The sequence below is a fragment of the Micromonospora sp. M71_S20 genome, from assembly GCF_003664255.1.
In the GTDB taxonomy this organism is placed as follows: domain Bacteria; phylum Actinomycetota; class Actinomycetes; order Mycobacteriales; family Micromonosporaceae; genus Micromonospora.
Genome location: NZ_RCCV01000001.1, coordinates 3,795,405 through 3,820,724, shown reverse-complemented (window position 1 = coordinate 3,820,724; position 25,320 = coordinate 3,795,405). Strand labels below are relative to the sequence as shown.

At 73.9% G+C, this 25,320-nt stretch carries 22 protein-coding genes; 3 read left to right on the top strand and 19 right to left on the bottom strand.

The features are described from left to right. Positions 1–16: 16 nt before the first annotated feature. The 3 genes from DER29_RS16430 to DER29_RS16420 are packed head-to-tail and all read right to left on the bottom strand — an operon-like array spanning position 17 to position 3,847. The gene (locus DER29_RS16430; RefSeq protein WP_121398122.1) at positions 17–856 is read right to left on the bottom strand and encodes a 2-amino-5-chlorophenol 1,6-dioxygenase subunit alpha; all 840 of its coding nucleotides are present in this window, start codon (positions 854–856) and stop codon (positions 17–19) included. Next, positions 849–1,832, bottom strand: coding sequence for a tRNA U-34 5-methylaminomethyl-2-thiouridine biosynthesis protein (locus DER29_RS16425; RefSeq protein WP_121398121.1), 984 nt, complete (start codon positions 1,830–1,832; stop codon positions 849–851). Before DER29_RS16425 ends, DER29_RS16430 begins: the two co-directional genes overlap by 8 nt. Next, the gene (locus tag DER29_RS16420) at positions 1,829–3,847 is read right to left on the bottom strand and encodes a hydantoinase B/oxoprolinase family protein (RefSeq protein ID WP_121398120.1); all 2,019 of its coding nucleotides are present in this window, start codon (positions 3,845–3,847) and stop codon (positions 1,829–1,831) included. The genes DER29_RS16425 and DER29_RS16420 overlap by 4 nt, the downstream gene beginning before the upstream one ends. A gap of 151 nt (positions 3,848–3,998) precedes the next feature. Here DER29_RS16420 and DER29_RS16415 point away from each other — a divergent pair, with 151 nt between their 5' ends. Continuing rightward, positions 3,999–4,823, top strand: coding sequence for an IclR family transcriptional regulator (locus tag DER29_RS16415; RefSeq protein ID WP_121398119.1), 825 nt, complete (start codon positions 3,999–4,001; stop codon positions 4,821–4,823). A gap of 137 nt (positions 4,824–4,960) precedes the next feature. Here DER29_RS16415 and DER29_RS16410 read toward each other — a convergent pair whose 3' ends face one another. The 8 genes from DER29_RS16410 to DER29_RS16375 are packed head-to-tail and all read right to left on the bottom strand — an operon-like array spanning position 4,961 to position 15,007. Then, positions 4,961–6,583, bottom strand: coding sequence for a thiamine pyrophosphate-binding protein (locus DER29_RS16410; protein ID WP_121398118.1), 1,623 nt, complete (start codon positions 6,581–6,583; stop codon positions 4,961–4,963). Beyond that, positions 6,580–7,341: an enoyl-CoA hydratase/isomerase family protein gene (locus tag DER29_RS16405; protein WP_233599848.1), complete on the bottom strand. Its 762-nt coding sequence runs from the start codon at positions 7,339–7,341 to the stop codon at positions 6,580–6,582. Before DER29_RS16405 ends, DER29_RS16410 begins: the two co-directional genes overlap by 4 nt. Next, positions 7,338–8,696: an adenylosuccinate lyase gene (gene purB / locus DER29_RS16400; protein WP_121398117.1), complete on the bottom strand. Its 1,359-nt coding sequence runs from the start codon at positions 8,694–8,696 to the stop codon at positions 7,338–7,340. The genes DER29_RS16405 and purB overlap by 4 nt, the downstream gene beginning before the upstream one ends. Continuing rightward, entirely contained in the window at positions 8,696–10,273 is a 1,578-nt protein-coding gene (locus DER29_RS16395) for a class I adenylate-forming enzyme family protein (protein WP_121398116.1), read from the bottom strand. The genes purB and DER29_RS16395 overlap by 1 nt, the downstream gene beginning before the upstream one ends. 3 nt (positions 10,274–10,276) lie before the next feature. Then, on the bottom strand, positions 10,277–12,286 hold the full coding sequence (locus tag DER29_RS16390; protein ID WP_121398115.1) for a hydantoinase/oxoprolinase family protein: 2,010 nt from the start codon (positions 12,284–12,286) through the stop codon (positions 10,277–10,279). Positions 12,287–12,336: 50 nt separating this feature from the next. Then, positions 12,337–13,164, bottom strand: coding sequence for an ABC transporter permease (locus DER29_RS16385; protein ID WP_121398114.1), 828 nt, complete (start codon positions 13,162–13,164; stop codon positions 12,337–12,339). Further along, positions 13,161–14,054, bottom strand: coding sequence for an ABC transporter ATP-binding protein (locus tag DER29_RS16380; protein ID WP_199729328.1), 894 nt, complete (start codon positions 14,052–14,054; stop codon positions 13,161–13,163). Before DER29_RS16380 ends, DER29_RS16385 begins: the two co-directional genes overlap by 4 nt. Next, positions 14,051–15,007, bottom strand: coding sequence for an ABC transporter substrate-binding protein (locus tag DER29_RS16375; RefSeq protein ID WP_233600069.1), 957 nt, complete (start codon positions 15,005–15,007; stop codon positions 14,051–14,053). The genes DER29_RS16380 and DER29_RS16375 overlap by 4 nt, the downstream gene beginning before the upstream one ends. A 287-nt stretch (positions 15,008–15,294) precedes the next feature. Here DER29_RS16375 and DER29_RS16370 point away from each other — a divergent pair, with 287 nt between their 5' ends. After that, on the top strand, positions 15,295–16,077 hold the full coding sequence (locus tag DER29_RS16370) for a MaoC/PaaZ C-terminal domain-containing protein (protein WP_233599847.1): 783 nt from the start codon (positions 15,295–15,297) through the stop codon (positions 16,075–16,077). A 111-nt stretch (positions 16,078–16,188) separates the two neighbouring features. Here the strand turns inward: DER29_RS16370 and DER29_RS16365 are convergent, their stop codons facing one another. The 3 genes from DER29_RS16365 to DER29_RS16355 all read right to left on the bottom strand — a co-directional run bounded on the left by DER29_RS16365 (position 16,189) and on the right by DER29_RS16355 (position 19,953). Beyond that, positions 16,189–17,481, bottom strand: coding sequence for an RNA polymerase sigma factor (locus tag DER29_RS16365; RefSeq protein ID WP_121398111.1), 1,293 nt, complete (start codon positions 17,479–17,481; stop codon positions 16,189–16,191). A 5-nt stretch (positions 17,482–17,486) separates the two neighbouring features. Beyond that, positions 17,487–17,828: a YciI family protein gene (locus DER29_RS16360; protein WP_233600068.1), complete on the bottom strand. Its 342-nt coding sequence runs from the start codon at positions 17,826–17,828 to the stop codon at positions 17,487–17,489. Positions 17,829–17,961: 133 nt separating this feature from the next. Continuing rightward, positions 17,962–19,953 carry a SpoIIE family protein phosphatase gene (locus DER29_RS16355; RefSeq protein WP_121398109.1) on the bottom strand — a complete coding sequence of 664 codons (1,992 nt, stop codon included), beginning with the start codon at positions 19,951–19,953 and terminating at the stop codon, positions 17,962–17,964. A gap of 231 nt (positions 19,954–20,184) precedes the next feature. Here DER29_RS16355 and DER29_RS16350 point away from each other — a divergent pair, with 231 nt between their 5' ends. Continuing rightward, positions 20,185–21,300, top strand: coding sequence for a DUF4185 domain-containing protein (locus DER29_RS16350; RefSeq protein ID WP_121399278.1), 1,116 nt, complete (start codon positions 20,185–20,187; stop codon positions 21,298–21,300). Between the two features lie 11 nt (positions 21,301–21,311). Here DER29_RS16350 and DER29_RS16345 read toward each other — a convergent pair whose 3' ends face one another. From DER29_RS16345 to DER29_RS16325, 5 genes are all read right to left on the bottom strand, one after another. Then, on the bottom strand, positions 21,312–22,436 hold the full coding sequence (locus tag DER29_RS16345; RefSeq protein ID WP_121398108.1) for an aromatic acid exporter family protein: 1,125 nt from the start codon (positions 22,434–22,436) through the stop codon (positions 21,312–21,314). 34 nt (positions 22,437–22,470) lie between these two features. Next, complete coding sequence (locus DER29_RS16340; protein ID WP_233599846.1) at positions 22,471–22,845, bottom strand: sensory rhodopsin transducer; 375 nt, start codon at positions 22,843–22,845, stop codon at positions 22,471–22,473. After that, positions 22,845–24,062: a D-arabinono-1,4-lactone oxidase gene (locus tag DER29_RS16335; RefSeq protein ID WP_121398106.1), complete on the bottom strand. Its 1,218-nt coding sequence runs from the start codon at positions 24,060–24,062 to the stop codon at positions 22,845–22,847. The genes DER29_RS16340 and DER29_RS16335 overlap by 1 nt, the downstream gene beginning before the upstream one ends. Before the next feature lie 29 nt (positions 24,063–24,091). After that, positions 24,092–24,358, bottom strand: a complete 267-nt coding sequence (locus DER29_RS16330; protein WP_121398105.1) for a potassium transporter TrkA — start codon at positions 24,356–24,358, stop codon at positions 24,092–24,094. A gap of 111 nt (positions 24,359–24,469) precedes the next feature. After that, a complete protein-coding gene (locus DER29_RS16325) occupies positions 24,470–25,234 on the bottom strand; it encodes a rod shape-determining protein (RefSeq protein WP_121398104.1) in 765 nt (254 codons plus the stop codon). Positions 25,235–25,320: the final 86 nt, after the last annotated feature.

Below are 25,320 nucleotides of genomic sequence, written 5' to 3'. Positions count from 1 at the left end.
TGCGGGTCGGCTTCGGTCAGGGACGCTCGGGCAGGTTCCAGGACAGGACGGCGGCGCCGGTGCCCCAGATCGGGCCGTACGAGTGCAGCTGCGCCGGTCCGCTCGCGGCGCCGGTCCCGGCGGCGAACGCGAGGGCCCGGAACTGGCTGTCCGCCTGGGCCTGCCGGGCGTAGTCCTCGCGGATCGCGAGCGCCTCGTCGACCTTGCCGGCGGTGAGCAGGTCGAGTACGCGGGTGTTCCACTGCTCGTGCGCGGGTGCGCCGATGTGGTCCTGCCCGGGCTCGATCCACTGTTGGATCAGTCCGGAGGACAGGCCGCTCACCACGACGACGGCGGCGCGTACCCCGGCGTCGCGGGCGGCGGCGGCACCGGCCCGGCCGACGTCGGCGAGGGTGTCGGCGTCGGCGTACAGGTTGCAGGAGACCTGCGCCCAGCGCAGCTTGCGCTCCGGGTCGAGCAGCGCCGAGGTGACGATGGTGCCGGTGTCGATGGGGAAGCCCTCGTAGCGGGTGCGGCGGGCCTGCTTGCCGTCGGCCTGCACCCGGTCGGCCCACCGTTCGCTGAACTCGACGTCGAAGCGCAGGTCGTAGCGGAGCTCGCCGTAGTCGTAGGCGTACCAGTTCTCGTCGACGTGCTCGCCGCGCGGGTTGGGGTCGCACTGGAACTGGTGGCCGAGGACGGTGAACCACTGGGTGGACAGCAGCAGGACGACGTCCGGCTCCAGCCTGCGCAGCCGCTCGCCCACGTCGCGTGCCGCGGCGGCCAGTGCGGCCCAGCTCGGTGCGGGTTCCTTGGCGAGCAGGTGGGGCATGCCGGGCAGGAGTGCGCCGGCGACGATTCCGGTCCGGTCAGCCATGGGGACTCCCCTCGGGCAGCCACTCGACGACGGCGTTTCCGGTGCCGATGATCGTGCCGTAGCCGAGCACGTCACCGGCGACCCTGGGCCAGCCCATCGCGGCGAGCAGCCAGGTGAGGCTGCCGGCCTTCGTCTCCGACGCGGTCGCCTCGATGTGTTCGGTGATGAGTTCCCGCAGCGGGGCGGTCGGTCCCCGGCGGATCGCTTCGAGCAGCTTCATGTCCCAGCGGTACTGGTGGTTGTTGTACGGGTGTTCGCGTTCCATGTCCTCCGGCAGCTCCGGCTCCTCGTGCCAGTGCAGGTGCGACAGGGAGTTCGAGGCGAGCAGCACGGCGCGGCGGCCGGTGGCCTCGACGGCGCGGCGGGTGGCCTCGCCGAGCACCTCCATCTCCTCCAGTGCCGCGTCGGAGTAGAAGTACGGGTTGTTGTTCGCCGACAGGGACACCACGGGGATGTCCCAGGCGGGGTTGGCCAGGTGCAGGGCGCCGATGGTGGCGTAGTCGACGCGTACCCGGGGGTCGCGCATCGCGCGGGTGACCAGGCCGAGGCCGCTGGCCTCCTCGACGATGGCCTCGCCGAGTTCGACGTCGGTGCGGAAGTCGTACCGGTAGCGGAAGAGGTGCGGGAAGATCGGCTCCACGGAGATGCCGCGCGGGTTCGGCGCGCAGTTGACGTGGTGGCCGACCATCGTGATCCAGTGCGGGGCGTGCACGATCAGCACGTCGGGTCGGTGCACCTCCTGGATGCGCTTGCGCAGCCGCTCGTACGCCCAGCGCAGCGTCTCCCAGCCGCCGGTGGAGCGGGGCTCGTTCTGCGGCGGGTTCTCCGCGTAGATCAGGTGGGGTGGATGCGGGCTGAGGCATCCGGCGACGATGCCGGCGCGGGCCGGCGCGGGCTGCGGGGCCGGGGCGCTGCCGGCGCCGCCACCGGTGCGGGGCCTGGTGGTCGCCACCGGCACCCGGAAGACCCTGCTCACGACCCCTCCTCCCCGGTGAGGACGCGCACGTACGCGCGGTGTTCGGCGGCGGCGCCGAGGATCTGCATCCCGTCGTCGTCGAGGGCTATCTCGTCGGCGGCGAGCGCGGTGTCGTGCCGCAGCCAGGCCCGCAGCGGTGCCGGGTGCACGCCGTGCAGTTCGACGAGGCTCTCCTCGGCCAGGCCGCTGCCGGGCGCGACGTAGGCCAGCCGGCGCTGGCCGCGCCGCCCGGTGTAGGCAGGCCGGTCGGTGGTGGTGAGGCGAAGCCAGCTCCGCTCGTCCCGCAGTCGCTGGCGCAGGTCGGCGGTGGCGGTGCGGTCGGCCTCGCCGTCGCCGTCGAGGACCACGCCGTAGCGCCGGCGGGCCTCGTCGCCGGTCAGGTAGTCCTGGCGGACGTCCTCGGCGACGGCCTCCGGCGCGCGGTCCAGCGGGTCGCCCCAGCCGCCGCCACCGGCGGACTCCATGACCAGCACGTCCCCGGCGCGCATGGGAAAACCGGCGATCTTGCCGGGGGTGTCGAAGTCGACCCGTCGGCCGTCGGCGCGGCGCAGGTACGTGACCGTCGGGGCGCCCGGACCGCCGTGGCGCAGCCCGTACGGGGGGACGGTGGTGCGGTCGGTCTGCACCGAGTACGCCCCGCCGCTGGCCAGCAGCCGGGTCTCCCGCCGGCTGCCCAGGCCGCCGCGGTGGGTACCGTCTCCGCAGGAGCCGGCGCGCAGCTCGCACGCCTCGACCAGGATCGGGATCTCTGTCTCCAGCCGCTCGACGGACTGGATGGTGGAGATGTCGCCGAGGTCGACCGGGTTCATCGCGCTGGGGCCGTCGGATTCGAGGAATCCGCCGTTGCCGCCGGCCGGGTAGTCGTAGTAGAGGTAGGGCTGACCGGTGTGCTCGTCCACGCCGCCGATGAGGTTCTGGAAGGTGGTGCCGAACTGGTCGGCGGCGATGAGGTCGGGTGCCACCTGGCTCAGCGCGGCCATCACCGCGGAGATGACCCGCTTGCGGACCTCGCTGTGGGCGTTGGCCGGGGCGGGGTAGCTGACGTGCACCACGGTGCCGGGCTCGGTGAGCACCCGCAGGGGCCGGAACGCGCCGTGGTTGACCAGCCCGCCGGGGTCGAGGGCGGACTTGACCGCGATGAACACCCCGGCGACGGTCATCGCCCGCGACGAGTTGACCACGGCGGCGACCTGGGTGGAGGAGCCCCGGAAGTCGGCTTCGATCTCGTCGCCGTCGACGGTCAGCCGGCAGCGGACGATCGCGGCGTCGTAGTCGCCGTCGGTGTAGAGGTCGAGGTAGTCCTCGTACCGGTAGGTGCCGTCGGGCAGCGACCGGATCATGTCGCGCAGCCGCTGCTCGGTGCGGTCCATGTTGGCCGCGACGCAGTCGAGGATCAGGTCGGTGCCCCAGCGGTCGACGAGTTCCCGCAGCCGTCGTTGCGCGGTGTGGCAGGCGGCGATGCTGGATTCGAGGTCGCCGCGGCGTTCCTCGGCCATCCGGACGTTGGCGAAGAGGATGTCGAAGGCGGCCCGGTTGGGGCGGCCCTCCTCGATCAGCCTGATCGGCGGGATCCGCAGCCCCTCCTGGAGGATCTCGGTGGCCTGGCCGGACACGCTGCCCGGGGTCATGCCGCCGATGTCGGCCCAGTGCATCCGGACGCAGGGGAAGAGGAACATCTGCCCGTCGACGAAGACCGGGCTGATCAGGGTGACGTCGTTGAGGTGGCTGCCGCCCCGGTACGGGTCGTTGACGATGTAGAGGTCTCCGGGACGCATCTCGGCGGCGAAGTCGGCGAAGATCTCGGCCACCGAGGCCGGCATGGCGATGACGTGTCCTGGCATGTCCCGGCCCTGGGCGACCATCTGCCCGGAGGGGTCGAAGAGTGCGCAGGAGAAGTCCTGGGCGTCGGCGATCACCGGCGAGTGCGCGGTACGGAAGATCGTCTGTCGCATCTCCCGGACGATCGAGATGAGACTTTCGGTGACGACTTCCAGGTCGATCGGATTCACGGTCATGCGGATGCCTCACTGATTCCGGTGTCGGTCCGTGTCTTCCGCCGGAGGGGACCTGGACTGGTCGGGGCGAGTGGACCACCGTGCATTGGACCATCATGTGGTCCTAGAGTTATATTATGAAACCTAGCAGCCGGAAAGGCAGGGAAGCAAGATGTCGTACGCCACTGACCCGACGCCCGACGAGGGCGTCGCCCCCCGCGAGTCGGGCACCCAGGCGCTGGACCGCGCCCTGGGCGTCCTGCTGGCCTTCCGGGGTGACGCCGTCGAGCGCAAGGTCAGCGACGTGAGCCGGGAACTGGGCCTGCACAAGTCCACGGCCAGCCGGCTGTTCCGCGCACTGGCCGACGCCGGCTTCCTGCAACGCAACGAGGAGAACGGCACCTACCGCCTCGGCGTCGCCGTCTTCGAGCTGGGCGCCCGCTTCCTCGCCGGCATCGACCTGCACGCGCTGGCCCGGCCGCTGCTGCACCAGCTCGCCGAGCACGAGGGCGAGAGCGTCAACCTCGCCGTCCTGGAGGGCTCCGACGCCATCTCGCTCTACGTCGTGCAGGGCACCCGCAACGTGCAGCTCGTCTCCCGCCTCGGCCGGCGCATCCCGCTGTGGTGCAGCGCGGCCGGCAAGGCGCTGCTCGTCGACCACGACGACGACGCCCTGCGCGCCCTGCTCGCCACCGTGCCGTTCACGGCGATGACCAGCAACACCATCACCGACCTGGACACCTTCGTGGCGCACATGGACACCGTGCGGCGGCAGGGCTGGGCCCTCAACGACCAGGAGAGCGAGCACGGGCTGCGGGTGGTGGCCGCCCCGGTGCGCGACCGGCGCGGACGGGTGACCGCCGCGATCAGTATCTCCGGGCCGATCTTCCGGCTGGACGACACCCGCACCCGCGAACTGGCCGACGCCGCCTGCCGTACCGCCGCCGAGCTGTCCCGGCAGCTCGGCCACGGCTTCGGCGACAGCTGGGGCGACTGACCGCGTCGCCCACGGGCCGGTCACCCGGCGAGGCTCCCCGCCGGCGCGCCGGCGCCGCGCCGCGCGCAGCGTCCGACGCCGGCACGGCATCAGGCGCCGGAGCGGCGACCGGCGGCGGCGCAACGGGGCGTACGCCGTCAGAACCGCTCCTGGGTGACCTCGGGCAGGACCCGGACGTGCAGCACCGCCGGCCCGGTCACCGGCAGCACCTCGTCGAACGCCGCCTCGGCGCTCGCCTGGTCGGTGACCGTCCAGGCCGGCACGCCCAGGGACCGCGCCACGGCGGCCAGGTCCCGGGCCGGGAACCGGGCCAACGCCGGGTCGACCCCGCGCGGGGCGAACTTGCGCACCTCCGCGCCGTAGCCGCCGTCGTCGAGGACCACCAGCAGCACGGGCGCCCCGACCCGGGCCAGGGTGTCCAGCTCCCCGAGGCCGGTGAGCAGGCTACCGTCGCCCTCGAAGGCGACCACCGGCCGGTCCGGGCGGCCCACCCCGGCCCCGACGGCGTACGGCAGGCCGACCCCGATGCTGCCGAACTCCCAGGGCGCGATGAACGCGCGGTCCACGGCCGGGGAGTCGAGCAGCAGGTTGGGCCAGCCGCCGAACTGCCCCACCCCGACCACCGTGGTGCGCCGGGCCGGGAGCCGCCGGGCGCAGACCCGGATGAACGCCCGGGGGTCGATCCCCGCCGCCCCCTCGACGAACTCGATGCCGTCGAAGGGGTCGGCCGCGGCGATCTGCGCGGCCAGGGCGGGGCTGCGCCAGTCTGGGCGCTCGACCGGGTCGAGCCGGGCCGTCACGGCCCGCGCGGTGGCCGCCGCGTCCCCGACGATCCCCGCGTCGACGGGCCATCGCGCTCCCAGTGCCCGCGCGTCGACGTCGACCGCGACCACCTGGGCCGCGGGGAAGAGCGCGCCGTGGTCGGCCGTCCACCGGTTGAGTCCGGCGCCGAACGTGACCACCATGTCCGCGTCGGCCAGCACCCGCCGGGTCAGCGGGCGGGCCAGTCCTCCGGCCACCCCCAGGTGGTACGGGTGGCCGGCGAAGAGCCCGGCGGCCAGCACGGTGGTGGCGAGCACCGCGCCGCACCGGTCGGCGAGCCGGCGTACGTCGTCCGCCGCCGCCTCGGCGCCCCGCCCGGCCAGCAGCACGGGGCGGCGGGCGGCGGCCAGCCGGCCGGCCAGCTCGGCGACCGCCGCGTCGGTGGGCGCCGACGGTGCGGGCCGGTGCGCCACGACGGCGACCGGCGCGGGCACGGCACCGGCCGGCACCGGCTCGTCCTGCAGGTCGATGGGGACGTCGAGCACGACCGGGCCGGGCCGTTCGGCGGCGGCGCGGAACGCCAGGCCGACGTCGCGGGCCGCCGTGGCCGGCGCCGTCACGGGCACGAACGCCCCGGCGGTGGCCAGCGCGAAGGGCTGTTGCGGGAAGCTCTGCACGTGCAGCGGGTCGCCGGGCGGGGTGTCGCCGGCGATCAGGACCAGCGGCGTGCCGGCCTGCCGGGCGATGGTCAGCGCGGCGCCGGCGACCGCCAGGCCGGGGCCCTGGGTCACGGTGACGACTCCGCACCGGCCGGTAGCGCGGGCCCAGCCGTCGGCCATCATCACCGCGGCGTTCTCGTTGCGAGCGGCCACGAACCGGACGCCGTGCCGCTGCACCAGGTCCGCGACCAGGAACATGTTGGCGTCGCCGAGCAGCCCGAAGATCGTGTCGACCCCCTGCCTAACGACGGCGTCGGCGATCGCCTCGCCGGCCCTCACCGGGGATCCCGGGCGAGGTAGTCGCCGGCGGGGCGCAGCGCCACGCTCAGCGCGCCGAGGTAGGAGTCGTTGGCGGCGGCCTCGAACCGGGGCCCGGCCAGGCGGGCGGCCCGCTTGGTCATCGACCGTCCGACCGCGGAGGTGGCGAGCAGCCGTTCGGCGATCCCGGTCGCGGCGTCAGCGAGCCGCCCTGGGTCCACCACCTCGGTCACCAGGCGCAGGTCGCGCAGCTCGTCGGCGGGGATCCGGTCGCCGAGCAGCAGCCAGCGCTTGGCCAGGTCGGCGCCGACGAGGTCGGCGAGGATCGCCATGCCGCTCCAGGTCAGCGGGATGCCGAAGCCCACCTCCGGGAAGGTCGCGAAGCAGGTGTCGGCGGCCACCCGCAGGTCGCTGGCCAGGCCGAGCACCGCCCCGGAGCCGATGGCCGGGCCGTTGAAGGCCGCGACGGTGGTCTGTTCCAGCCGGTACCAGCGTTCGACCAGCTCGGCGGTGCGGCGCTGCACGGACATCGTGGCCCGGGCGTCGAGGGTGGCCAGCTCGTGCAGGTCGGTGCCGGCGCAGAAGGCGGTGCCGGCGCCGGTGAGCACGACGACCTCGGTCCGGTCGTCGCGGGACAGCTCGTGCAGCACGTCCTCGAAGCGGGCGAGCATCGCCAGGTCGAAGCTGTTGCGCCGGGCGGGCCGGTTCAGCGTCACCCGGGCCAGTCGCCCGTCGCGGTGCAGCAGCACGGATTCCTCGGCGCGGTGTGCGTCGGTCATGGCGACTCCGAGTTCAGTAGGGCGCGGTCGACCAGCGCGGCGGCGTGGCCGACGTACGACAGCGGGTCCAGCAGGCCGGCGAGTTCCGCCGCGGGCAGGGCGGCGGCCACCTCCGGGTCGGCGCGCAGCGCCTCGGCGAACGGACGGCCCTGCTCCAGGCTGTCGCGCACGATCCGCATCACCAGGTGGTGGGCCTGCTCCCGGCCGAGCGGGCCGGCCAGGCGCAGCATCACCGCCTCGGAAAGCACGAGCCCGCCGGTGAGGTCGAGGTTGGCGCGCATCCGGTCGGGGTTGACGCCGAGGTCGCCGAAGACGTCGACCAGGCGCTGCAACGCGCCGCCGAGCAGGATGAAGCACTCCGGCAGCAGCTTCCACAGCGTCATCCCGACGCCCATGTCCCGGTCGTCCTGGGCGACCATGGTCTGCAACGCCAGGGGCACCTGCGCCCGCAGGGTGCCGGCGGCGGCGATCACCGCCTCGCAGCGGATCGGGTTGCGCTTGTGGGGCATGGTGCTGCTGCCGACCTGGGTGGCCCGCTGCGACTCGTACGCCTCGCCGATCTCGGTGCGGCCGAGGAAGTAGATTTCCCTGGCCAGCTTCTCGGCGCTGGCCGCGACGAGGCCGAAGACCATCAGGCACTCGGCGAAGCGGTCCTGGGTGGCGTGCCAGGGGGTGTCGGCGACGCCGAGCCCCAGGTCGGTGGCGACCGCGTGCTCCAGCGCGAACGCCTGGGCGCCGTAGCCGGCCATGGTGCCGGCCGCGCCGCCCATGCTGGTCACCAGCAGCCGCTGCCGCAGTTGCCGCAACCGGACGCGGTGCCGTTGCAGTTCGTCCTGCCACACCGCGCAGCGCAGGCCGAACGTCGTCGGCAGTGCCTGCTGCCCGTGGGTGCGGGCGGCCATCGGGGTGGCGCGGTGGCGCAGCGCGAGCCGCCGCAGCGCGCGGACCAGCTCGTCGACCTGCCGTTGCACGATGTCCAGGCCGTCGCGGGCGCGCAGGACGAAGCCGGTGTCCATCACGTCCTGGGTGGTGGCGCCGAGGTGGACGTAGCGACCGGCGTCGCCGGGACAGGCGGCGGTGAGCGCGCGCACCAGCGGCACCAGGGGGTGCACGGTGTCGGCGGCGTCGGCGGCGAGGACCGCCGTGTCGAGCCGCTCGACGCGGGCGGCCTCGGTGATCGCCTGCGCGGCGGCGGACGGGATGATGCCCAGGCGCGCCTGGCCCCGGGCGAGGGCGGCCTCGACGTCGAGCCAGGACTGCATGAGCTGCCGGTCGTTGAAGACCCCGCGCATCTCGGCGTTGCCGAAGAAGCTGGTGACGGTCAGCGAGTCCAGGAAGCACGATCCGAGCTGCATCAGCGTTCCCCCTCCGCGACGAGCAGTTCCCGGGCGGCCCGCCGGTCGACCTTCCCGGACGGCAGCAGCGGCAGGTCGGCGACGGTACGGATCAGGGTCGGCACCTTGTGCCGGGCCAGGCGTTCGGTGGCGCCGCGGGCGAGCCGGTCGACGTCGCAGTGCCCACCCGGGACGGTCACGACCAGTGCCGCGACCTCCTCCCCCCATCGGGGTGACGGCACGCCGACGACGCACACCCGGGCCACGGCCGGGTCGTCGGCGAGCACGGCCTCGACCTCGGCGGGGTGGACGTTCTCGCCGCCGCGGATGATCAGTTCCTTGATCCGACCGGCCAGGGTGAGGACCCGCTCGTCGGTCAGCGCGCCCAGGTCGCCGGTGCGCAGCCAGCCGTCGCTGGTGATCGTGGCGGCGGTGGTGAACGGGTCGTCGGCGTAGCCGCGGGTGACCGAACTGCCGCGTACCAGCAGCTCCCCGACCCGTCCGGTGGGCACCGGGGCGCGGGTGGCGGGGTCGACCACGGTGGCCTCCAGGGCCGGCAGGACGCGCCCGACGGTGTCACCGGGCGCGCCGCAGGTCCCGTCGCCGGGGTCGAGGCTGATCGTGGGGCCGGCCTCGGTCTGGCCGTAGACGACCGCCACCCGGTCCAGGCCGAGCACCCGTCGGGTGCGGGTGAGCAGCGCCGGGGTGCACGTGGCGCCGCCGAGGAAGCCGACCCGCAACGACGACAGGTCCCAGCGTCCGGGGTCCCGCTCGACGCGGTCGGTGAGCATCGACGCCATGGTGGGTACGGCCTGCACCACCGTGCACTCGTGCCGCTCGATCTGGTCGAGGACCGGCTCGGTGCGGAACCGGCGGGTGGAGACCCACAGGGCGCCCGTCACCAGCGCCAGCATCGCCCCGCTGCCGAGCCCCGCCGCGTGGGCCAGGGGCAGCGGCGAGGCGATCCGGTCGTCGGCGTGCAACCGGGCCGCCTCGGCCGTCCAGGCCGCGTTGGCCAGCAGGTTGCCGGCGCTCAGCGACACCATCTTGGCCGGGCCGGTGGAGCCCGAGGTGAACTGGATGTTGCAGGCGGCGTCCGGGTCACCGACGGGTGCCGGGACGGTGCCGTCCCAGCCGGGCAGCTGCGCCAGGGCCCCCGGTCCCAGGTCCGCGCCGAGGACGTGCCAGCCGTCCGGGCGCTCGCCGGGCGGCAACGCCGCCAGGGCCCGCGTGACGGTGGACGGGCCGTGCCGGTCGCGTACCCGCTCGGCGGCGTAGAGGCGCCGGGGCCGGCTGCGGGCCAGCGCCGAGGTCAGCTCGGGACCGGTGAGGCCGGGGTGCAGGGTGGTCAGGGCGGCGCCCCGCCAGGCGGCGGCGGCCAGCAGCACCAGCCAGGCCAGCCCGTTCTCGGCCCAGACCGCGATCCGGTCGCCACGGCCGACGCCCTGGGCCGCCAGGACGGCGGCGGCCCGGCCGGCGAGGTCGGCGAACTCCCCCGTGGTCACCGGCCGGGCCGGATCGTCGAAGACGTACAGGGCGCGGTCCGGCTGCCGCGCGGCGCGCTCCAGCACGGTGAGGTCGAGGGCTGGCGGGATCACGGATCACTCCTTGGTCAGCAGCAGGTTTCCGTGGTCGTCGACCGTGGCGGTCCATCCGCCGCCGACGACGGTGGTGCTGCCGTTCTCCCGCACGACGGCGGGGCCGGCGACGACGGAGTCGGGGCCCAGGTCGGCGCGCCGCCACACGGTCGCCTCGACCCAGCCGCCCGGGCGGTAGAGACGGGTCCGGCCGGGCTCCGCCGGGCCGCCGGTCGGGGCGGCGAAGCGCACCGCCGGGCGTGGCCCGAACGCGGTGAGCCGGCAGTTGACGATCTCGGCGGGGTGGTCGGAGCGGGTGTAGGCGTACCGCTCGGCGTAGGCGGCGTGGAAGGCCGTGACCAGGTCGTCGGCGTCGGCCGGCAGTTCGGCCAGGGCGACGGCGAGGTCGAAGCTCTGGCCCTTGAACCGCATGCCGACCGACAGGCCGAAGCTGACCTGGTCGGGCTCCACGCCGTCCTCGGCCTTGAGTTGGGCCAGGGCGGCGTCGCGCAGGTCGGCCATGGCCGCCCGGACGGCAGCCAGGCCGTCCTCGTCGGCCGGCACCAGCACGGTACGCACGTAGTCGTGGCGGGCCTGGGCGGTGACGAAGCCCAGCGCGGAGAAATTGCCCGGCACCGGCGGGACCAGGACCCGGCGGATGCCGAGTTCGTCGGCGAGGTCGGTGGCGTGCATCGGGCCGGCGCCGCCGAAGGGCATCAGCACGAAGTCGCGCGGGTCGTGGCCGCAGGCGACGGAGATCTCCTTGATCGCGCTGGTCATCTTGACCGTGGCGAGGGTGAGGATGCCGTGCGCCAGGTCCAGCTCGTCGAGACCGAACGTGCCGGCCAGCCCGGCCAGGGCGGCGCGGGCCGCGTCGAGGTCGAGTGGCACCTCCCCACCCAGGCTCTCCCGCGGGTCGAGGTGGCCGACGAGCAGGTGCGCGTCGGTGGTGGTCGGCTCGGTGCCGCCCCGGCCGTACGCCGCCGGGCCGGGGGTCGATCCGGCGCTGCGCGGTCCGACGCGCAGTTCCCCGCCCAGGTCGCGCCAGGCGATCGAGCCGCCGCCGGCGCCGATGGTGTTGATCTCGACCTGGAAGGTGCGGTTCGGGTAGCCGGCGATCTTCCCGTCGTTGGTCATCAACGGGGCGCCGTTCTTGATCAGGCAGACGTCCGTGCTGGTGCCGCCGATGTCGCAGGTGATGACGTTCGGGTAGCCGGCGAGCGAGGCCAGGTGCACGGTGGCCGCGACCCCGCCGGCGGGCCCCGAGAGGGCGAGGTTGATCGGCAGCCGCCCGGCCTCCTCGGTGGAGACGACACCGCCGCTGCTCGTCATGATCGACAGTGGGTGGGCGTAACCGCCGTCGGCGAGGGCGTCGCCGAGGCCGCGCAGGTAGTCGGCGACGGTCGCCCGCACGCTGGCGTTGAGCACGGTGGTGGCGAACCGCTCGTACTCGCCCTGCTCCGGCACCACGTCGGAGGAGACGGTGCAGACCAGGTCGGGGTACCGCTCCGCCAGCCGTCGCGCCGCGGCCCGCTCGTGGGCGGGGTTGCGGTAGGAGTGCAGCAGGCAGACCGCCACCGCGCGGGGACCGGCGGCGGCCACCCGGTCGAGTGCCTCGTCCAGTTCGTCGGTGTCCAGCGGCCGGACGACGCGGCCGTCGGCGCCGATGCGTTCGCGCAGCACGTGCCGGTGCCGGCGCGCGACGAGCGGCGGCCGGGCGCTCTCCTTGACGCTGTAGAGGCGGGGCCGGTGTCCGAGGCCCATCTCCAGCACGTCCCGGAAGCCCTCGGTGGCCAGGACGGACACCGGCTCGCCGGAGCCTTCGAGGAGCGCGTTGGTCACCCGGGTGGTGCCGTGCACGAACCGGTCGACCGTGTCCAGGCTGACACCGAGCTTGGCGAGACCCTCGAAGATCGCCGCCGCCGGATCGTGCGGCGTGGAGAGGGTCTTGGCCTCGGCGAGCCGGGCGGTGGCCGGCTCGTAGACGATGACGTCGGTGAAGGTGCCACCGATGTCGACGCCGATGCAGAGCATGGCGAGCCTTTCGGATAGGGGGTGGATGGCGTCGGCGACGGGTCGGGCCGCTAGAACGTGACGCCGTAGCGGCGCAGGGTCCGTCCCGTGACCAGACGCAGGATCCAGTCGAAGAGGTAGCCGAGCAGGCCCAGGGCGATGATGCCCACGAAGACCCACTCCGTCTTGGCGTAGTTCCGCGCCGTCCAGATCAGCGATCCCAGGCCGCTCTGGGCGGCGACGATCTCGGCGGAGACGATCGTCAGGAACGAGTTGCCCATCGCCAGCCGGGCCCCGGTGACCACGTGCGGCACGGTCGACGGCAGCACGACCGAGACGAGGCTGCGTACGGGACCGGCGCCGAGCGCGCGGGCCGCCCGCATCCGGATCTCGTTGACCGACAGCACCCCGGCCAGGGTGTTGAGGGCGACGATGAAGACGGTGGTGTAGAAGATCAGCGCCACCTTCGACGCCTCCCCCGGCCCGAGCCAGATGATGGCCAGGGTGACGAAGGCGATCGGTGGCACGAAGCGGAAGAACTGGATGTAGGGGTCGAGCATCAGCCGCAGCCAGGGGATGCAACCCATCAGCAGACCCATCGGTACGCCGACGAGCACGCCGAGCAGCCAGCCGGTGAGGATGCGGGTCGAGGACGCGCTGACCGAGTCCCACAGGGTGCCGTCGCGGATCAGTTCGACCGCGCCGTCGAGGGTGAGCCGCGGCGAGGGCAGGAAGAAAGCCGTGTAGTTGCGGCTGACCAGGTCCCAGATCAGCACGCCGAGCAGCACCGACAGGACCGACAGCCCGATCCGGGTCAGCCGGGGCCAGCGGTTGCGGCGGGGGGCGGTCGTCGCCGACGCCCTGGTGCGGTCGGGAACGGTGGGTGCCTCGACTGTCATCGCCCCTCCGTCCGGTCGTCGTTCGTGTGGTCGGCGCCGGGCCGGCCGTCGTGGCCGTCGTCGAGTCCCTGGGCGCGCAGCGTCCGGGCCACCTCGGCGCCGATGTCCTCGCGCAGCTCCCGGAAGAGCGCCGCGCAGGCCGGGTCGGTCAGGTCGCGGGGCCGGGGCAGGTCGCAGCGGTAGTCCTTCTTGATGGCCGCCGACGGTCCCGCGGTCATCGTGACGATCCGGTCGCCGAGGAGGATCGCCTCGCCGATGTCGTGGGTGACGAAGACGATCGTGGCGCCGGTCTCGCGCCAGATCCGGTCGAGTTCGACCTGCATCACCAGCCGGGTCTGGGCGTCCAGCGCGCCGAACGGCTCGTCCATCAGCACGACCGAGGGGTCGTTGGCCAGGACCCGGGCCAGCTGGGCCCGCTGGCGCATGCCGCCGGAGAGCTGCTCGGGGAACCGCTCGGCGCTGTGCGCGAGGCCGACCATCGCCAGGTACCGCTCGACGACCGCGTCGCGCTGGGCCTTCGGCACGCCGCGCATCTGCGGGCCGAAGGCGACGTTCTGGCGTACGGTCAGCCAGGGGAACAGCGCCTCAGCACTCTGGAAGACCACGCCCCGCGACACGTCGGGCCCGGTCACCGGCTCGCCGCCGCAGGTCACCTCGCCGGCCGCCGGGCGGACGAACCCGGCGACCGCGTTGAGCAGCGTGGACTTGCCGCAGCCACTCGGACCGAGCAGGCAGACGAGCTCACCGGCGGCGATGTCGAGGCTCGCGCCGCGGACGGCGACGAACTCGCCGAAGCGGATGTCGACGTCGCTGATGCGGATCGGGGAGCCGGCGCGGCTGGCGGGTCGGCCGGCGGGGGTCGTGGCGGGGGCGGTGCCGTTGACTGTCACGCCACCCCCTTGACCATGACGGTCGCCGGGTCCGCCTTCTGGGTGACGATCTTGCTGTCCTGCTGGAACTGGGCGATCTCGCCGTAGCGCTTGAGGTCGTCGTCGGTGAAGTCACGGACCTGGCACTGGACGCCCTCCAGCAGCGTCTGGGCCTCCTTCGCCGGCACCTTGATGGCCTTCTCGGTGACCGTGCCCGCCTTGGCCGGGTCCTGGGTGAGCTGCTCGCACGCCTGGCCGATGGTCTGCACGACCTTCTTGGCGGTCTCCTTGTTGGCCTCGTACCAGGCGCCGTCGACGCCGATCACCAGGTTGTAGACGTAGCCGATGTCGCCGCTGGTCAGCAGGACCTTGCCGCCGTTGGCGACGCCGCGCGACGGCCACGGCTCCCACATGATGTAGCCGTCCACGTCGCCGCGTTGCAGCAGGGCCGGCATCTCGGCGGGAGAGGCGTTGACGAACTCGACGGACTCCCGGCTGATCCCGCGCGCCGCGAGGACCTTGTTGGTGGCGTACTCGTTGACCGTGCCGGGGACGACGCCGTACTTCTTGATGCCCGCCACGTCGCTGACGCCGGAGCGCGCCACGAGCTTGATGAAGCTGGGCGACTGCGAGAAGACGGCCAGGCCCTTGATGTCGCCCCGGGTGGCCCGGTTCAGCAGGCTCGACTCGGTGCTCGCCGTGAACTGGCCCTGCTTGGCCAGGATCGCGTCGAGGCCACCGGTGCCCTCCTGGAACTGGGTGACGGTGACGTTCAGGCCGTTGGCCTGGAACAGCTTCTCCTGGTCGGCGAGGTAGATCGGGGAGTACGCCGGGTCGACGCCGACGCCGAAGTTGACCGCCACCGAAGGGGCCGCCTCGCCGCCGCCGGACTCGGTCGGGCTCTGGTTCTCCGCGCATGCCGCAACGGCGGCGGTCACCAGCAGGGCTGCTACCGCAGCGCGCAATGCTCGCATTCTCATGGCTACCCCAGATACCTAGCGGCTCATATTATGGTTACCGTTGCTTAATATGGGACGCTACTGCCGGACGGCGTGCGCAGTCAAGAGATTCGGCCTCACCTTCCTGCAACAGACAGTAGCCGTCGATCATCGCCAGCCGACGAGTCGAACAAACCGGGAGCCCGATGAACACGCTGGACAAAGGGGCCCATGCCGACCGACCGGGTCGGCCGTCGGCCCGACGGGGAACCGCGCCGACTACGGTCAGTAATCTCGTCGGACTGCGCACCTCGCTGGACCGGGTGTGGACCCCGACCGAGACGATGCTCTACGCCCTCGGGGTCGGGGCGGGACAACGCGACCCGGCGGCGGAGCTCCACCTCACCACCGAGAACTCCACCGGCCGCCCGCAGCGGGTGCTGCCGACCTTCGCCAGCGTGCTCGCCGCCGACCCGCCGCCCCTGGGCGAGCTCACCGCGATCCGGCACGCCGAGGAGGCGCTGACCCTGTTCCGCCCTCTGCCACCGGCCGGGCGGGTGCACACCACCGCCGCCGTGACCGCGCTGCACGACCAGGGCAGCGGCGCCCTGGTCGAGCAGGTCTCCCGGCTCCGCGACCCGACGGGCACGGTCCTGGGCACCGTACGCCGGGCGATGTTCGTCATCGGTGCCGGCGGATTCGGCGGGCGTCGCGCCCGGCCCGCCCTCTGGCACCCGCCGACCGATCCGCCCGAGCACCGGATCGTCACCACCATCCGCCCGGACCAGGCGCTGCTCTACCGACTCAGCGGCGACCGCAACCCGCTGCACTCCGACCCGGCCGTCGCCGGTCGGGCCGGGCTGCCCCGCCCGATCCTGCACGGCCTGTGCACCTTCGGCTTCGCCGGCCGGCTCCTGCTGCCCCTCGTCGGTGACGACCCGACGCGCGTCCGGCACGTCCGCGCCCGCTTCAACGCCCCGCTGCACCCCGGCGACACCCTGACGGTGCACGCCTGGCGGCGCCCGTACGGCGTCGTCTTCCGCGCCACCGACGGGACCGGGCGGGTCGTCCTGGACCGGGGCGTGCTGGCGGTCGCCGCCCGGTGAGCGCCCCTGGCGTGCCGACCCGACGGCACGCGGGTCGCCGGAGCCCGCGTTAGCACCCCGTCGGCGGTCGGCTCGACACCCGGCGGGCCGACGGCGTCGCGGCGGGTGCCGTCACGTCCCCGACGCGTGGGGCCGCTCGATCGCGTCCAGCCGGCGGCGCAGCAGGGCCCGCTCGGGTTCGGTGCCGGCCAGGCCGAGCGCCTCCCGGTACGCCTCGGCGGCGTCGGCGTGCCGGCCGAGGCGGTGCAGCAGGTCGGCCCGGGCCGCCGGGTAGGGATGGTGGCCCCGCAGCAGCGGCTCGTCGGCCAGCTCGTCCAGCAGCGCCAGGCCCGCCTCCGGGCCGTCGCGCATCGCCACCGCCGCGGCCCGGTTCAGCGCGACGACCGGGGACGGCGCGAGTGCGAGCAGCACGTCGTAGAGCGCGACGATCTGCGGCCAGTCGGTGGTGGCGAGGTCCGCCGCCTCGACGTGCAGGGCGGCGATCGCGGCCTGCACGCCGTACGGGCCGGGTGGGCCGCCGGTCAGCGCGACGGGCACCAGGTCGAGGCCCTCGGCGATCATGCGGCGGTCCCAGCGGCCACGGTCCTGCTCGTCGAGCAGCACCAGCTCGTCGTCCGGGCCGGTGCGGGCGTCGCGGCGGGCGTGGATCAGCAGCATGAGCGCGAGCAGCCCGGCGACCTCCCGTCCGGCGGGCAGCAGCCGGCGCAGGATCCGGGCCAGCCGGATGGCCTCCTCGGCGAGGTCGAGCCGTTGCAGGCACGGGCCCCCGCTGGCGGCATAGCCCTCCGTGAAGATCGAATACACCGCCTGGAGCACTCCCGGCAGCCGCTGCGGCAGCTCCCGCGCGCCGGGCACGCGGAACGGGATCCGGGCCTCGTGGATCTTCTTCTTCGCCCGGGTAATCCGCTTGGCCATCGTCGCCGTCGGAACGAGGAAGGCGCGGGCCACCTCGGGCGTGGTCAGGCCCGCCAGGTAACGCAGGGTCAGCGCCCCGTGGTCCTCGGCCGCGAGCGCCGGGTGCGCGCAGGTGAAGAAGAGCTGGAGCCGCTCGTCCGGCAGCTCACCGCCCGGCACCGGGGCGGGGGCGGGCTCCGCCCGGTCCGCCTCCGCCTGGAGGATGGCCAGCCGCGCGGCGAGGGCCTGGTCCCGGCGCAGCCGGTCGACCGCCCGGCGGCGCGCCGTGGTCATCAGCCAGGCGCCGGGTTTGGGCGGAACGCCGTCGACCGGCCACCGCGTCAGCGCCGCCTCGACGGCCTCGGAGGTGACCTCCTCGGCCAGGTCGAGGTCGCCGAAGCGGCGGACGAGCGCCGCCAGCAGCCGGCCGCGTTCCTCACGGAACACCGCCTCCACGACCGCCGCCGGCGCCTCGCCCGTCCCCCCGGTGTCGGCGGGCGCTCCGCCCACCGCGCTCAGCCCCCGAACTCGGCGACCGGCCGGACCACGACGGAGCCGCCCCCGCGCGCGCCGGGGCAGCGCGCCGCCCAGTCGAGCGCGACGTCGAGGTCCGGCACGTCGATCACGTAGAAGCCGCCGAGGATCTCGCGGGTCTCGGCGAACGGCCCGTCCGTGACGGTCCGCCTGCCGTCCTGGCCGACCCGCACGGTGGTGGCGGTGACCAGGTCCGCCAGCGACTCGCCGGAGACCAGGATCCCCGCCTCGCGCACCTGCTTGTCGTACGCCATCCAGTCGCCGACGTCGCAGCCGGCGGCCCCGCCGTCCTCGCCGACCGCACCGGCGTTGATGAGCAACATGTACTTCACGATCCGACTCCCCTCCGTGTCGCGTCGCCTCTTCCGTGCCGGGCGACGCCGTACGACATCACTACGGACGGGAGACGGCCGATTGGACACCCCGCTCGAAGATTCTTCCGCGCCGGGGTCCGGGCTACCGGTGGAACCCGTCGTCGCTTCCGTTCGCGGCGGCCTCCGGCAGGAGGTGACGCAGCCCGGTCAGTTCCAGTACGGCGTGGGCCGGGCTCTGCGGGGTGGCGGTGACGCGCAGCTGCGCGACGATCCGGGCGACCTCGTGCAGGATCCGCACGCCGGTGCTGCTCAGGTGGGTGACCGGGGTGAGGTCGATGGTCAGCGGCAGGCTGCCGCCGCGGCTGGCCTGCATGATCGCGGCGCGCAGCCGAGGGCCGGTGACCAGGTCCACCGGCCCCTGCACCCGCAGCACCCGGCCCGTCGGTGTCTCGACGACGGCGGCCGTGAACTCCTCCACGACGGCGGCCTGCTTGTGGGGGCCGGCCGCCTGGGCGGCGGCCACGGTGGTGACGTTGGTGGCCTGGCCGATGTGGTGGTGCATGCTGACGGTGGTGCCGGCCTCGGTGTGCCGGACCTCCGCGCGGTCGACGAGCCCGCGGATCATCGTCAGTCCACGGCCGCGGCCGCCCGGGTCGGCGACCGGTGGGCGCCACCGCCCCTGGTCGGCGCAGGTGACGTGCACGACGCCCTGGTGGTCCAGCGTGCCGTGCAGCGTGAACGTCCCCGGCGTACCGCTCGGATAGGCGTGGTCGACGGCGTTGGTGACGGCCTCCCCCACGGCGTGCACGAGGTCGCTCGCGTCGAGTTCGCCGGCCCCGATCCGGACGAGCCAGTCGCTCAGGTGCCGGCGCATCGGGCGCAGCGCCGTCGTGTCGGCGGGCAGGGTCACGTGCAGCGGTGCGAGGGGTTGCGGCAGGAGGTGGGCGGCGAGGAGCGTGGTGTCGTCGCCGAAGCCGCCGCCGGCGAGGGCGAGACGTTCCGTGACCAGGGTGCAGATGCGGTCGGGAAGCCGCTGCGGGATGGTGGTGGCCGCGTCGAGTATCGCCCGCCGGGCGGCCGCCGCGGCGTCGGCCAGGATGCGGGCGCCGTCGTGCAGGCTCTGCCGGGGGCGTTCGATGAGGCCGTCGGTGTAGAGCAGCAGGACGTCGTCGGCCCGTAGCCGGTGGGCGTGCAGCGGGGCGGGGCCGGCTCCGGTGCCCAGTGGTCCCGTGGGCGTCAGCGGCAGGTGCCGGGCCTCGCCGGTGGCGCCGATCACCAGCGGCGCGGGGTGTCCGTGGCTGGCCGCCTCGAGCGTCCCCGTGTCGGGGTCGAGTACCGCGAGGCAGGTGGTGGCCGCCCGGGTCACGTCGGCGCGGGCCGCGAAGTCGTCCAGCACGGCCAGCACCTGCGGCAGTTCACCGCCCGACTGCAACGCCTGCCGGGCGACCGTACGGAGCTGCCCCATGGCCGCCGCGGCCGCGGCGCCGTGCCCGACGACGTCGCCGACGGTCAGCGCGAGCCGGCCGTCCGGCAGGGGAACCGCGTCGAACCAGTCCCCGCCGGCGACGAGGTCGCTGCTCGCGACGAGGTAGTGGGCGGCGACCTGGACGCGCGGCAGGACGGGCAGCATGTCGGGCAGGAGGCTGCGTTGCAGTTCCAGGACCAGGCCGGCGGCCTGACGGTAGCGACGTTCGGCGGTGGCGGCGGCGGTCTCGGCGGCCTGCCGGGCGGCCACCACGGGAGTGGCGTCGACGGCCTGCACGATCACCCCACGCACCGAGCCGTCGGGGTTGTGCCACGGCGCCATGTCGAAGGTGTAGAAGGCCTCCGTCAGGCTGCCGTCGCCGTTGCGGTCGGTCAGGACGCGCTGCTCGTAGCCGTGCGAGCGGACCCCGCGCAGGGCCTGGTCGAGCAGTTCGAAGATGTGCTGGCCCGCGAGTTCCGGCACCGCCCGCCGGAAGGGCTCACCGATCAGGCCGCTGCGGTTGCCGACGGCGGCGCGCACGGCCGGGTTCGCGGCCACCACCCGCAGCTCGGGCCCCTCGAAGATCCACACGAATCCGGGCAGCTGCTCGAAACCGTCGAGCACCGCCTGCGGATCACCGGAAGACCACGCGGTATGCGGATCGGCCACAGACGCTTACCTCTCACCCGTGCGCACCAGCAGCACCCTGTCATGCCCGCGCTCGCCCCGTCCAATCCGCCACGTGCGGCTTCGTGGTCGACGGGTCCGGGCTCCTTGACCTCGCCGGCCGGTTGGCCGTAGGTTCCAGCCCTACATCGACATTGTTAACTCGATGTGGCCGGCCTGCGGTCCGGTCCCCACGTCCGGGGCCTTCCGGGACCCCTCGCGACAAGGACGGTCATCATGATCACACGCCGTTCCCTGCTCGGCACGGTTGCCGCCGCCGGCGTGGCCACGGCCGTCGCGCCGGTCCTCGCCCCCGGCACGGCCCGGGCCGCCTCCTGGAAAAAGCGGCTGACCGGCGCCGACCTGGACACCAACCACCGGTGGCGGGTCGCGGGCACGGACCTCGGCATCCCGTACGTGCTGGAGAACGGCTCGATCGGTTACCTGTTCGGCGACACGTTCGACACCCCGTGGCCCGAGGGCCCGCCGGTGCCCAACGACTGGCGCTCGCCGGTGATGCTGCGCTCCGCCGTGCACCCCGGCGCCGCCGGCGGGATCGTCTTCGACAGCGCCGCCCGCGTCGCGGGCAACGGCCGGGCCCCGGAGCTGATGCACAACGGCCACCACGGCATCGGCATCGACGGTCTCTGGGAGGTGACCGTCATCCCCAACGACGGCATCGCCTTTCCCGAGACCGGCCGCCAGCTCGTGTCGTACATGAGCATCGAGAACTGGAACTCCGCCGGCCCGGCCGGGCCGCACTGGCGGTCGCGCTACGCCGGGCTCGCCTACAGCGACAACGGCAACGACTTCGTCCGTACGCCACTGAAATGGTGGAACAACGGCACCAACACCGATCCGTTCCAGATGTGGACGATGCAGCGCGACGGGGACTGGGTGTACGTCTTCTCGGTGCGCGCCGGCCGCCAGCACGGGCCGATGATGCTGCGTCGGGTCCGCTGGGACCGGCTGTTCTTCCCCGAGTCGTACGAGGGCTGGGGTTGGAACGGCAGCAACTGGGGCTGGGGCCGCCCGTGCACGCCGATCCTGACCGGCCGTTTCGGCGAGCCCTCGGTGCGACGGCTGGCCGACGGCACGTGGGTGATGTCGTACCTCAACTGCGCCACCGGGTGCATCGTCACGCGCACGGCGGACGGGCCGGACCGGGTCTGGACGTCGGAGCGGATCCAGCTCACCTCCTGGCAGGAGCCGGGCCTCTACGGCGGCTTCATCCACCCGTGGTCCAGCCGGCGGGCCAACGACCTGCACCTCATGGTGTCGAAGTGGACCAGGACGCCCGACAACCGCAGCACCGCCTACCACGTCAGCCAGTTCGTCGGCTCGGCGTGATCCCGCTGCCGTCACCGGTATCCGGCGGCGGCCCGGCGCACCATCCGGCGCGCCTCGTCGCGGGGCACGCCCGTGGCGCGCAGCAGGTCGTTGGCGATGGTCCGTAGCTGGGACACGACGATGGTGCCGGAGAAGCCCATGTCCTGGCGGCACGCCTCACCGGCCTCCCAGACCGCCACCAGCACCCGCTCCCGCGCGCCGACGGGCTCCCGGGCCGCCAGGAACTCGCGGTGCAGCATCCGTACCGCCTCGCCGTAGCGCTCGACGGCGGCGGGCAGGCCGGGCGGCACCGGCTCGTCGTCACGCAGGGCGGTGCCGATGCGGCGGACCAGCGTGCGGCTGTTGCGGAAGGCCCGCTCCATGTGCTCCACGCCGTCCCGGTAGGCCCGCAGCGCCCGGCGGCGGCGCCAGCGCAGCGGCGAGAACCGGGCCACCTCGTCGGCGGCCTCGACGGCCTCGCTGAGCCGGTCGAGCTCCGGCTCGGCGGCGCGCATCCGGTCGAGCAACTCCTCGGCCGCGCGGGCGTCGCCGCGGGCCAACGCCTCCGCCGACGCGGTCAGGTGGCGGGCGAAGACGTCCAGCGCGGAGTCGGCCACCCGCCGCACGGTCCGCAACGGGTTCAGCGGCACGATGACGAGCACGACCAGCAGGCCGATCACTCCGCCGACCAGCGCGTTGACGGTCCGGGGCAGTTCCAGGTCGGGGTTGCTCGGGGTGAGGGTGGCCACCAGCACCCCCGTACCGCCGGCCTGCGTCATCAGGGCTCCGCCGCCGCGGACCAGCACCGCCACGGCGATCGCCAGGAAGACGATGACACCGGTCTGCCACGGCCCGGTGCCCAGCAGGCCGATCAGCACGTCACCCACGGCGATGCCGAGCACCACCCCGGCGATCAGCTCGACGGTGCGGCGGGTGCGGTTGCCGATGGCCGCGGCGATCACACCGACCGCGGCGGCCGGGGCGAAGGTCGAGTCCTGATTGCCCAGCACCTCGCGGGCCGCCACCCACGCCAGGGCCGCCGCGAGGCCGGCCTGCACCGCGAGGAGTAGGTGCGTCTGCAACCGCCGGTAGGTCTCCCGGCTGGTACGACGCAGCCGCGAGTCCACCTCCGCCTCTGCGTCCCGCGCAATCGGCATGGCCGGGGATACCCGGTTCACCCCGCGCCGAACGTCAGCCGGGATGGGCCATCACGCCGGTCAGCGCGACCACGCCGGGCAGCCGGGTGTCCTGGCGCAGGAACTGCACCACCACCGGCACCGGCGAGCGCAGCAGGCACCCGTAGGGACGGTCGAGGCGGACCGCCTCCGGGTCGATCAGGTCGTTGATCCGTACGTGCCGGATCCGGCGTGCCCCGACCAGGATCCGGTACGGCCCGACGGGCTCGGCGTCCTCGTAGTAGACGTCCAGGCTGATCTCGGTGTCCTGGTCGGTGGCGTTGAGCACGCACAGCTGGTCGAAGCTGGTGAGCTCCGGTTCGGGGCCGTGACCGGGGAACGGCACGTGCCCGCCCGGGACGACCCACGTCCGCGCGCCGACGGGTGGCATCACGCCTCCTCGAGCAGCCGGGCCAGGTCGGGGGTGAGGAACACCCCGTCCGGGTCCAGTCGGCGACGCAACGCCTGGAAGTCGTCCCAGCGGGGATAGAGCGGACGCAGCTCGCGAGCGGTCAACCAGTGCTTCTTTCCCCAGTGCGGTCGGCCGCCGTACTGCCGGAAGACCGCCTCCATGTCCCGGAAGTACTCCTCGTACGGCAGGGAGGTGTTCTGCAGGCAGGCGATGGTCGCGGTCGGCCGGCCGTAGGCGTTGCTGAGCCAGATGTCGTCGGCGGCGATGCTGCGCACCAGCACCCGCCAGCCGGCGACCCGGCGGTGCCGTTGCCTGACGCGCCGCCGCACCTCCGCGAAGCAGGCCGGGAACGCCTCCACCGGCAGCATGTACTCGATCTCCTCGAACCGCAGCTCCCGGTGGCGGGGGATGGCCCGGTGGGTGGGGGCCACGTGGACCTCGCGGGGCTCGTCCACGGCCGCCGAGCCCGGTACCCGCGGCGCGTGCCAGACCCGCTCGTCCGGCGTCTCGTCGACGCGGTTCATGACCCGGACCTGGGTCAGGTCGCTGCGGGGATACCAGTAGAAGTCCATGTTGCGGTTGGTGTGCTGCAACTCGGCCAGGTGGTCCAGGGTCCAGGCGACGGGCGCGCACCAGGACCGGCGGTGCAGTTGGTAGCGGGGCTGCACGGCCAGCGTGACCCGGGTGAGGACGCCGAGGGCGCCCAGCGAGAGCCGGGCCGCCGGCAGGAGGTCCGGGTTGTGGTCGGCGCTGACGTCCAGCGTCTCGCCCGTGCCGGTGACCAGCCGGACGCCGGCCACCTGGGTGGAGAGGTTGCCGAAGCCGAGGCCGGTGCCGTGGGTGCCGGTGGCGGTCGCGCCGGCGATCGACTGGTAGTCCACGTCCCCGAGGTTGTCCATCGCCAGCCCCGCGTCGTACAGGCCCTCACCGAGCGTCCTGAGCTTGGTGCCGGCGTGGACCGTGGCGCGCTCGCCGTCGTCGGCGATCACCCCGGCGAGCCGGTCGAGGCTGGCGAGGATCCCGTCGGTGCGTACCAGCGGGCTGGACGAGTGCCCGGAGCCGACCGGCCGCAGCGTCGTGCCGGCCTCGCGGGCCCGCCGCACCAGCGCCCGCACCTCGTCCTCGTCCGCGGGCTCGGCGTACTCGGCGGGGGTGAACGACAGGCTGCCGGACCAGTTCACGAACTCTCGTCCCACGTCCCCTCCTCCTCCCGCCGGACGGCGGCTTACCCGCCCGCGGGTGGGGTAGTCGCGAGGACGCCGGGCCCGGTGACGTCGAGGACGTCGAGCAGGCCCAGCAGTCCGGCGAGCACGACGGCCTCGTCGTGGGTGAGGGTGATGCTGCGGGTGGCGTCGGGGTCGTCGCCGTCGGGGTAGACCAGCTCACGCCGGCCGCCGACGTGGTGGGTCACGACCCCGATGCGCAGTCCCGCGTCGGTGGTGAACATGCGGCGCAGCCCGATACCGGGCAGGGGGGTCAGCTCGACGTCCATCGAAAACTCCAGGTGTGCGGGAAGGTCGGTCCCGGCCCGACGGGCGGCCGGTGGGCGGCGGCGGACGGCCGCACGGCACCGTCGTCACGACGCCGTGCGGCACCGCCCGGGTCAGCCGGTCAGCAGCAGGCGCAGGCCGGCGAGCGTGGCCAGGTGCGGATCGGCGGGCATCGTGACGACCCGGCCGGTCAGCGCGGCCAGCCGGGCCCCGAGTTCGGGGTGCGTCGCCCCGCCGCCGGTGATCAGCAGCCGACGTCGACCCGGCCACACCGGCCGGGCGCCCAGGCGTCGGACCGCGGCGGCGATCAGCGGCACCTGGTCGAGGACGTTGGGCACGTCGACGCGCTCGGCAGCCTCGACCGCGCGGTCGGCGATGTGGGCGATCTCGGTGCGCCCCTGTCCGATGTCGACGGCGACCACGTCGTCGCCGTCGAAATCGGCCCGGCAGGCCAGGGCGGCGGCCAGCGGCTCCTCCACCGTGGCGACCCGCCCGCCGAACGCGTGGCGTACCGCAGTGACGAGGAGGTCCTTCTGCCGCAGCGTGGCCGTGGCCGGCACACCGACCACGACCGGGGAGACGTCGTCGCCCGGCCGTCCGCTCGCCGCGGCCACCACCCGCAGCAGGTGCACGCAGGCGAAGAAGTCGGCCACCACGCCGTGCCGCACCGGCCAGAGCAGCTTCGCGTCACCGGTGTCGCGCAGGGCGATGGCGGCACGCCCGACGGCCCGGGCGCCGGCCGACGTGCAGGCGACGACGGCGGGCTCGGCGACGACCGCGCCGGACGTCGGCGTCCACAGCCGCACCGTCGAGGTGCCCAGGTCCAGGGCGACGGGATGTCGCAGGCCGAGGCGGGCGTACGCGCCGGGACTCAACATGGTCGCCCCTCCCACGGCGCGGCGTACGCCACGGGTCGTGGTCCGTCGCCGACGGACCGGGGCAGGATGGATCGATCGTGATGCAG

Coding starts and splice junctions, on each gene's coding strand:
- DER29_RS16430 (WP_121398122.1), bottom strand. CDS start 856: ATGGCTGACCGGACCGGAATCGTCGCCGGCGCACTCCTGCCCGGCATG.
- DER29_RS16420 (WP_121398120.1), bottom strand. CDS start 3,847: ATGACCGTGAATCCGATCGACCTGGAAGTCGTCACCGAAAGTCTCATC.
- DER29_RS16415 (WP_121398119.1), top strand. CDS start 3,999: ATGTCGTACGCCACTGACCCGACGCCCGACGAGGGCGTCGCCCCCCGC.
- DER29_RS16405 (WP_233599848.1), bottom strand. CDS start 7,341: ATGACCGACGCACACCGCGCCGAGGAATCCGTGCTGCTGCACCGCGAC.
- purB (WP_121398117.1), bottom strand. CDS start 8,696: ATGCAGCTCGGATCGTGCTTCCTGGACTCGCTGACCGTCACCAGCTTC.
- DER29_RS16390 (WP_121398115.1), bottom strand. CDS start 12,286: ATGCTCTGCATCGGCGTCGACATCGGTGGCACCTTCACCGACGTCATC.
- DER29_RS16385 (WP_121398114.1), bottom strand. CDS start 13,164: ATGACAGTCGAGGCACCCACCGTTCCCGACCGCACCAGGGCGTCGGCG.
- DER29_RS16375 (WP_233600069.1), bottom strand. CDS start 15,007: ATGCGAGCATTGCGCGCTGCGGTAGCAGCCCTGCTGGTGACCGCCGCC.
- DER29_RS16360 (WP_233600068.1), bottom strand. CDS start 17,828: ATGTTGCTCATCAACGCCGGTGCGGTCGGCGAGGACGGCGGGGCCGCC.
- DER29_RS16345 (WP_121398108.1), bottom strand. CDS start 22,436: ATGCCGATTGCGCGGGACGCAGAGGCGGAGGTGGACTCGCGGCTGCGT.
- DER29_RS16340 (WP_233599846.1), bottom strand. CDS start 22,845: ATGCCACCCGTCGGCGCGCGGACGTGGGTCGTCCCGGGCGGGCACGTG.
- DER29_RS16330 (WP_121398105.1), bottom strand. CDS start 24,358: ATGGACGTCGAGCTGACCCCCCTGCCCGGTATCGGGCTGCGCCGCATG.
- DER29_RS16325 (WP_121398104.1), bottom strand. CDS start 25,234: ATGTTGAGTCCCGGCGCGTACGCCCGCCTCGGCCTGCGACATCCCGTC.